A 6321-nucleotide genomic window follows, 5' to 3' on the forward strand; every position below is an offset into this window, starting at 1 on the left:
GGCGGCGGGCGTGCGGGGCTCAGAGCTCGGCGGCGAGCGCCTCGATGGTGGCGAAGTGGCGGTGCCAGCCGCCGCCCATGATGCGCCGCGACATCTGCTGCAGCTCGTCCTCCGGGTCGAAGCCCTCGTGGTCGAGGAAGAGCCTGGTGCCCCTGCCCTCGGGCTCCAGCCGCCAGGTCACGGTCCAGTCCACCCGCCCGTCACTCCAGGCCAGCCGGAGCAGCTTCTCCTGCTCGATCGCCAGCACCTCGCAGTGGACGACCCCGTCGAAGCCGACCGACTTCTTGGGCGTCGTGGTGAAGGCGAAGCGGTGGCCGACCTCGGGCTTGAAGTCGTTCGGCATGAGCCAGCGGGCCAGCAGCTCCGGCTCGGTGAGCGCGCGCCACACCTTGGCCGGCGGGTGGGCGAGGAACTGGTCGAGCCTGATGGCCGTGCGCTCCTCAGCGGTCTCCGGCGGGCCGGCGGGTGGCGGGGTCTGCGGCATGGTCGTCCTCCAGGTCGTCGAGCAGGGTGGTCAGTGCGGCGAGGCGCTCTCGCCAGAAGCGTTCGTACGGGCTGAGCCAGTCGCGGATCTCCATCAGCGGTCCCGCCTCCAGGCGGTAGTGGCGTTCGCGGCCCTTGCGGGTCTCCGACACCAGCCCCGCGTCCCTGAGCACCTTGAGGTGCTCGGACACGCTGGGCCTGCTCATGTCGAACCGCTCGGCCAGCCGGCCGGCGGGTTGTGCGCCCTCGTCGAGCAGCAGGCGCAGCAGCTCCCGCCGCGCGGGGCTGGCCAGCGCGGCGAAGACGTGGTCGGCGCTCACGCCTGGCTGACCACGAAACCGTTGCCGTCGGGGTCGTGGAAGAGCAGCTGCCGCCCCCACGCCGGCTCGCTCGGCCCGTCGAAGGCGACGCCGTGCTCGCCCAGCCGGGCGGCCGGCGCGTCGAGGTCGGGCGCGCCGACGACCAGGCCGCCGATCGGCGCCATGCCGGGGAACCACGAGGCCTTTCCTACATGACAAGCTCCGGCCCCGCGCCGGATATCAGGGGATTCCCCGATGAGACCGGCGGCCGTTCTCTTTACACTTGAGCCATGCTCATCGACGACTACGTGGCCGAGCTGGACAGAGCCGTCTGCGGGCCGCCAGGGCCGAAGCACGACCTGGTCGTCGAGGCACGTGACAGCCTGCTCGACACCGCCGAGGCGTTCGAGGCCGAGGGGCTCGACCGGGCGGAGGCCGAGCGGCGCGCGGTCGAGGAGTTCGGCGAGGTGGCCGAGATCGCGCCGGGCTTCCAGCTTGAGCTGACCGCCGCGTCGGGGCGGCGGCTCGGCATGCTGCTGTTCGTCAGCGTGCCGATCACGGTCGCGATGTGGTCGATGGTGTGGCACCTCTACCCCGCCGACGCGAGCGTCTGGCTCGACAGGCCCGACTGGTACGGCCCGCTCTCCCGGCTGCTCGACCTGCTCCAGCTCGGCACCGGCCTGTACGGCGGCCTCGTGGTCTTCGCGCTGAGCAGGGGCGCCCGCTGGATCCGGCAGCCCAGGCTGGCCGTCCGGTCGATGGGCATCATGGTGTGGACGGCGCTGCCGCTCACGGGCGTGCTGGCGATGGTGCTGTCGTTCGCCGTCGACGCACCCAACTCACTCGAAGCGCTGCCGGCCCTGCTGGCGAACCTGGTCACCTCGGCGATGTGGGGCCTGCAGCTCTACGGCGCCGCCAGGTGCGTACGCGTGACGCGCGCCTGAGCCCCGCTCACGACACCGCTCACTACACCGCTCACGACACCGCCGCCGACTCGGCCCGCAGCACGCTGCCGATCACGGTGGAGAACTCCCGCCAGGCCGACCGCTCCCCCTGCAGCTGCTTCCTGCCCGAATCGGTGAGCCGGTAGGTGCGGCGCTTGCGGCCGCCGACGGTCGCCCACTCGCTCGACAGGTGGCCGATGCGCTCGAGCTTGCGCAGCGCCGGATAGACGGTGCCGGTGGGCACGCTGAGCGCTCCTCCGCTGCGTTCCTGCAGCGCCTCGATGATGGCGTAGCCGTGCAGCGGCTTCTCCTCCAGCACGGAGAGCAGGAGAGCGTCCATGTGGCCGCGCAGCGCATCCGGGTTCATGACATCGATCCTAGACACCGGTTCATCGTGTAGCCAATCTACATGTAGGCTTCCTACGTGTAGCTTACCTACGTATGAACACGACTCCGGAGCGGTGAATGGACGTACTGGATCTGGCACGCACGCAGTTCGCGGTGACCGGCAGCCTGCACTTCCTGTTCGTGGTGCTCACGCTGGGCCTCGCGCCGCTGGTCGCGATCATGCACACCAGGTGGGCACGGTCGGGACAGGCTCTGCACGAAGGCATGACGCGCTTCTGGGGGCAGGTCTACGTCATCAACTACGCGCTCGGCATCGTGACCGGGCTCGTGATGGAGTTCCAGTTCGGGCTGGCGTGGAGCGGGCTGACCGACTACGCCGGCGACGTCTTCGGGGCTCCCCTCGCCATGGAGACGCTGCTGGCCTTCTTCCTGGAGTCCACCTTCCTCGGCCTGTGGATCTTCGGCTGGGGCCGGCTGCCCAAGTGGGCGCACGTGGCCTGCATCTGGGTCGTGACGCTCACCGCGTACGCCAGCGCGTTCTTCATCATGGTCGCCAACTCGTTCCTGCAGAACCCGGCGGGCGCCGTCGCTGACGGTGAGCGGCTGCGCCTGGCCGACTTCGGCGCGCTGCTCGCCAACAAGGCGCTGGTCTTCTCCTTCCCGCACGTCATCGGGGCCGGGCTGTTCACCGGCGGGATGGTGCTGGTGGGCGCGAGCGCGTACCGGCTGTGGCGGCATGCTCCCGAGACGGAGTTCTTCGGCCGCTCGCTGCGCACCGGCGTGCTCACCGCCGCCGTCGGCATCTTCGTGACCATGGCCTTCGGCTACGCCCAGTTCGCCGGCGTCGCCGAGGACAAGTTCGGCGCGCACAACCCGGTGGCCTCCACCGCGCTCGGCTTCATGATCGAGATCGGCCAGCTCCTGGCGCTGGTCGTGCTGCTCGTGATGCTGCCGCTGATCCGCGTGCTGCCGCGGGCTCGCTGGGCGCATCCGATCCTCATGCTGATGACGCCGCTGCCGTTCGTCCTGTCGATACTCGGCTGGATCGCCAGGGAGGTCGGCAGGCAGCCGTGGATGATCTGGGAGCGGCTCAGCGTCGCCGACGCCATGACGCCGGGCCTGACCCCCGGCATGGTGACGGGCTCGCTGGCCGCCTTCACGGCCGTGCTCGGCCTGCTCGCCGTCGTCGACTACGTGCTCATCGCCAAGGTGATCAGGCGCGGGCCGCGCGGGCTCGACCTCGGCGCCGCCGCCGATGAGCCCCGCTCCCCCGCCCTGACCTTCTGAGAGGTGCTGACGATGGACCTGCTGTGGTTCGCCATCTTCGCCGTGCTGCTCGCCGGATACTTCGCGCTCGAGGGCTTCGACCTCGGCGTGGGGCTGCTGCTGCCGGTGCTCGGCAGGACGCGCGCCGACCGTGACCGCCTGGTGGCCGCGATCGCCCCGTACGTGCTGGCCAACGAGGTGTGGCTGGTGGCCGTCGCCGGGACCCTGGCCGGGGTCTACCCGCTGCTGGAGGGCGAGGTGCTGGTCGGACTCTATCCGCTGGTCGTGGCCATGCTGATGAGCTGGGTGCTGCGCGACGCCGGGCTGTGGTTCCGCCGCAGGCTCGGCGGGTCGCTGTGGCGGGGCTTCTGGGACGGCGCCGTCTCGTTCGGCTCGCTCGGCCTGTCCGCCGGCTGGGGCATGGCCCTGTACGCCGCCGCCACCGGCTTCCAGGCCCCCGTCGTGCATCCGCTGGGCCTGCTGCTCGGCGTCGTGGTGACGCTGCTGTTCGCCTTCCACGGCTGGACGTTCCTGGCCTGGCGCCTGCCGGGCGTGTTCGGAGCCGTCAGGTCGGGGCGGGCGGTGCTGGTGTCGGGGCTGGTGGCCGCGCTGCCCGCGATCGGGGTGCTGGCGGGCGCGATGCCGTACCTGCTGGCGCACACCGCTCCCCCGGCCACGCTGAATGTGCTGAGTCTCATGGTCCTGCCTGTCGCACCCATCCTGGTGGGGGCGCAAGTATGGGTATGGCGGACTTTCCGGCCAGGCAAGACCGCCACGTTGCTCCCTTCGTTCTTCTGAGGGCTTACTGAGCGCGATCTGAGGGGCTCTGTGCACAAGGGTTTGCTTTCGCTCATGCGGGCCGAGCGTGCGGTCCGCACGCACCTCGGCGTCACCATGGCCGCCGCGGTGCTCGCAGGGCTGCTCGTGCTGGTGCAGGCCGAGCTGCTCGCGGGCGTGCTGTCCGGGCGCTTCACCGCGGCGGCGCTCGGCGTGCTGGCGGCGGTGGTCGGGGTGCGGGCGCTGCTCGCCTGGGCACAGGGGGTCTTCGCCGGGCGCACGGCGACCGGCGTCAAGTCGGCGCTGCGCCACCGGCTGCTGGAACGGCTGCGCGAGCTGGGCCCCGCCCGGCTCGCCGCCCACCGCTCGGGCGAGCTGGTCACGCTCGCGGGACGCGGGCTCGACGGGCTCGACAACTATCTGACCGGCTACCTGCCGTCCATCGCCGTGGCCGGGGTGGTGCCGGTGGCCGTGCTCATCCGGCTGTTCGCCGCCGACCTCGCCAGCGCCGTGATCGTTCTGGTCACGCTGCCGCTCATCCCCATCTTCGGCGCGCTCGTCGGCATGACCACCAAGGCCGTCACCGAGCGGCAGTTCCACGCCCTGTCGCGGCTCGGCGGCCACTTCCTCGACGTCGTGCGCGGGCTGCCCACGCTGCGCGCCTTCGGCCGGGCCCGCTACCAGGCCGGCGTCATCAAGCAGGTCGCCGACGCCCACCGCAGCGCCACCATGCGGACGCTGCGGGTGGCGTTCCTGTCGTCGCTTGTGCTCGAACTGTGCGCGTCGCTGTCGCTGGCGCTGGTGGCGGTGCCGATCGGGCTGCGGCTGCTCGGGGGGTCGCTCGACCTGACCACGGCGCTGCTGGTGCTGCTGCTGGCGCCGGAGGCGTACCTGCCGCTGCGGGCCATGGGGACCCGCTTCCACGCCTCCATGGAGGGGGTGGCGGCGGCCGACGCCGCCTTCGCCGTCCTGGACGACGAGCCTGAGCGCGCCGGCGGCGGCACCCGTGCGGTGCCCGGCGGCGGCGCGCCCGAGATCCGGCTGGAGAAGGTCACCGTGCGCTATCCGGGCCGCGAAACGGCGGCGCTGGAGGACGTCTCGCTCACCATCTCCCCCGGCGAGCGGGTGGCCCTGGTCGGCGAGAGCGGGGGCGGCAAGAGCACGCTGCTGCACCTCGTGCTCGGGTTCGTCCAGCCGTCCTCAGGCCGGATCCTCATCGACGGGACCGACCTGCGGGAGCTCGACCTGGCGCGGTGGCGGGGGCGGCTGGCGTTCGTGGCGCAGCGGCCGCACCTGTTCGCCACGTCGGTGGCCGACAACATCCGGCTCGGCGCCCCCACGGCGTCCCTGGAGGACGTCCGCAAGGCCGCCGCGGCGGCGCACGCCGACTTCGTCGAGGACCTGCCGGAGGGGTTCGGCACGGTCCTGGGCGAGCGCGGCACGAACCTGTCCGCCGGCCAGCGCCAGCGCGTCGCCCTGGCCCGCGCCTTCTGTCGCCCCGCCGCCTCCGTGCTGCTCCTGGACGAGCCCACGGCCCGCCTCGACGGCCGCAGCGAGGCCGCGGTGGTGACGGCCACCGCCGAGCTGGCTCAGGGCCGTACGGCCGTCATCGTCGCGCACCGGCCCGCCATGATCGACCTGGCCGACCGCGTCATCCGGATCCACGACGGGCGCGTGCTGTCCGACACCGGTGTCCGCGTGGAAGGGAGCAGGCCGTGAAGCGGCGCATCGGGTTGCGCGTGTGGTGGGCGGTGCTGGCCGGGTCGGCGGCCGACCTCGCCGGGCTCGGGCTCATCGCCGCCGCCGCGTGGCTGATCACGCGGGCGGCCGAGCAGCCGCCGCTGGCCGCCCTGAGCGTGGCGATCGTGGCGACGCGGGCGTTCGCCACCGGCAAGGGCGTCTTCCGCTACGCAGAACGCCTCACCGGCCACGACGTCGCCCTGCGCGCCCAGGCGGGCACCAGGGAGGACCTGTACGAGGCCCTCATCCCGCCCCAGCGTCCCCGCCACGGCGGCGCCGACCTGCTGAGCCGGATGGTGGACGACACAGAGGCCGTCCAGGACCTGCTGGTCCGCTGCCTCCTGCCGGCCGCCGCGGCGGCGATGGCCGGGCTCGCGGCCGTGGTCATCGGTCTGACGATCCTGCCGGTGGCGGCGCTGGTGCTGGTGGCGGGCCTGGTGCTGGCCGGGGTGCTGCTGCCCGCC

Annotated in this window: 8 protein-coding genes and 1 pseudogene; 5 read left to right on the forward strand and 4 right to left on the reverse strand. The window is 72.4% G+C overall.

Features of this window, described 5'->3' with window-relative positions:
- Window positions 1-19: 19 nt before the first annotated feature.
- The 3 genes from ABZW11_RS38805 to ABZW11_RS38815 are packed head-to-tail and all read right to left on the reverse strand — an operon-like array spanning window position 20 to window position 967.
- A complete protein-coding gene (locus ABZW11_RS38805) occupies window positions 20-484 on the reverse strand; it encodes an SRPBCC domain-containing protein (protein ID WP_355428902.1) in 465 nt (154 codons plus the stop codon).
- Complete coding sequence (locus ABZW11_RS38810) at window positions 441-803, reverse strand: metalloregulator ArsR/SmtB family transcription factor (RefSeq protein ID WP_355428905.1); 363 nt, start codon at window positions 801-803, stop codon at window positions 441-443. Before ABZW11_RS38810 ends, ABZW11_RS38805 begins: the two co-directional genes overlap by 44 nt.
- Entirely contained in the window at window positions 800-967 is a 168-nt protein-coding gene (locus tag ABZW11_RS38815) for a hypothetical protein (RefSeq protein WP_355428908.1), read from the reverse strand. The genes ABZW11_RS38810 and ABZW11_RS38815 overlap by 4 nt, the downstream gene beginning before the upstream one ends.
- A gap of 105 nt (window positions 968-1072) precedes the next feature.
- On the opposite strand from ABZW11_RS38815, the gene ABZW11_RS38820 reads away from it, so the two are divergent.
- The gene (locus ABZW11_RS38820; RefSeq protein ID WP_355428911.1) at window positions 1073-1726 is read left to right on the forward strand and encodes a permease prefix domain 1-containing protein; all 654 of its coding nucleotides are present in this window, start codon (window positions 1073-1075) and stop codon (window positions 1724-1726) included.
- Window positions 1727-1757: 31 nt separating this feature from the next.
- Here the strand turns inward: ABZW11_RS38820 and ABZW11_RS38825 are convergent, their stop codons facing one another.
- Complete coding sequence (locus tag ABZW11_RS38825) at window positions 1758-2093, reverse strand: helix-turn-helix transcriptional regulator (RefSeq protein WP_355428919.1); 336 nt, start codon at window positions 2091-2093, stop codon at window positions 1758-1760.
- A gap of 98 nt (window positions 2094-2191) precedes the next feature.
- Here ABZW11_RS38825 and ABZW11_RS38830 point away from each other — a divergent pair, with 98 nt between their 5' ends.
- The 4 genes and pseudogenes from ABZW11_RS38830 to ABZW11_RS38845 form a co-directional block, all read left to right on the forward strand.
- The gene (locus ABZW11_RS38830; RefSeq protein WP_355428914.1) at window positions 2192-3361 is read left to right on the forward strand and encodes a cytochrome ubiquinol oxidase subunit I; all 1170 of its coding nucleotides are present in this window, start codon (window positions 2192-2194) and stop codon (window positions 3359-3361) included.
- A 12-nt stretch (window positions 3362-3373) separates the two neighbouring features.
- Window positions 3374-4138: a cytochrome d ubiquinol oxidase subunit II gene (locus tag ABZW11_RS38835; RefSeq protein ID WP_355428922.1), complete on the forward strand. Its 765-nt coding sequence runs from the start codon at window positions 3374-3376 to the stop codon at window positions 4136-4138.
- Between the two features lie 54 nt (window positions 4139-4192).
- Window positions 4193-5836 carry a thiol reductant ABC exporter subunit CydD gene (gene cydD / locus ABZW11_RS38840; RefSeq protein ID WP_355428917.1) on the forward strand — a complete coding sequence of 548 codons (1644 nt, stop codon included), beginning with the start codon at window positions 4193-4195 and terminating at the stop codon, window positions 5834-5836.
- A pseudogene (locus ABZW11_RS38845) lies at window positions 5833-6321 on the forward strand (thiol reductant ABC exporter subunit CydC); the annotation flags it as partial. The gene cydD and the pseudogene ABZW11_RS38845, both read left to right, overlap by 4 nt.

This window comes from Nonomuraea sp. NPDC004580 (assembly GCF_040609855.1).
Classification (GTDB): Bacteria; Actinomycetota; Actinomycetes; order Streptosporangiales; family Streptosporangiaceae; genus Nonomuraea; species Nonomuraea salmonea.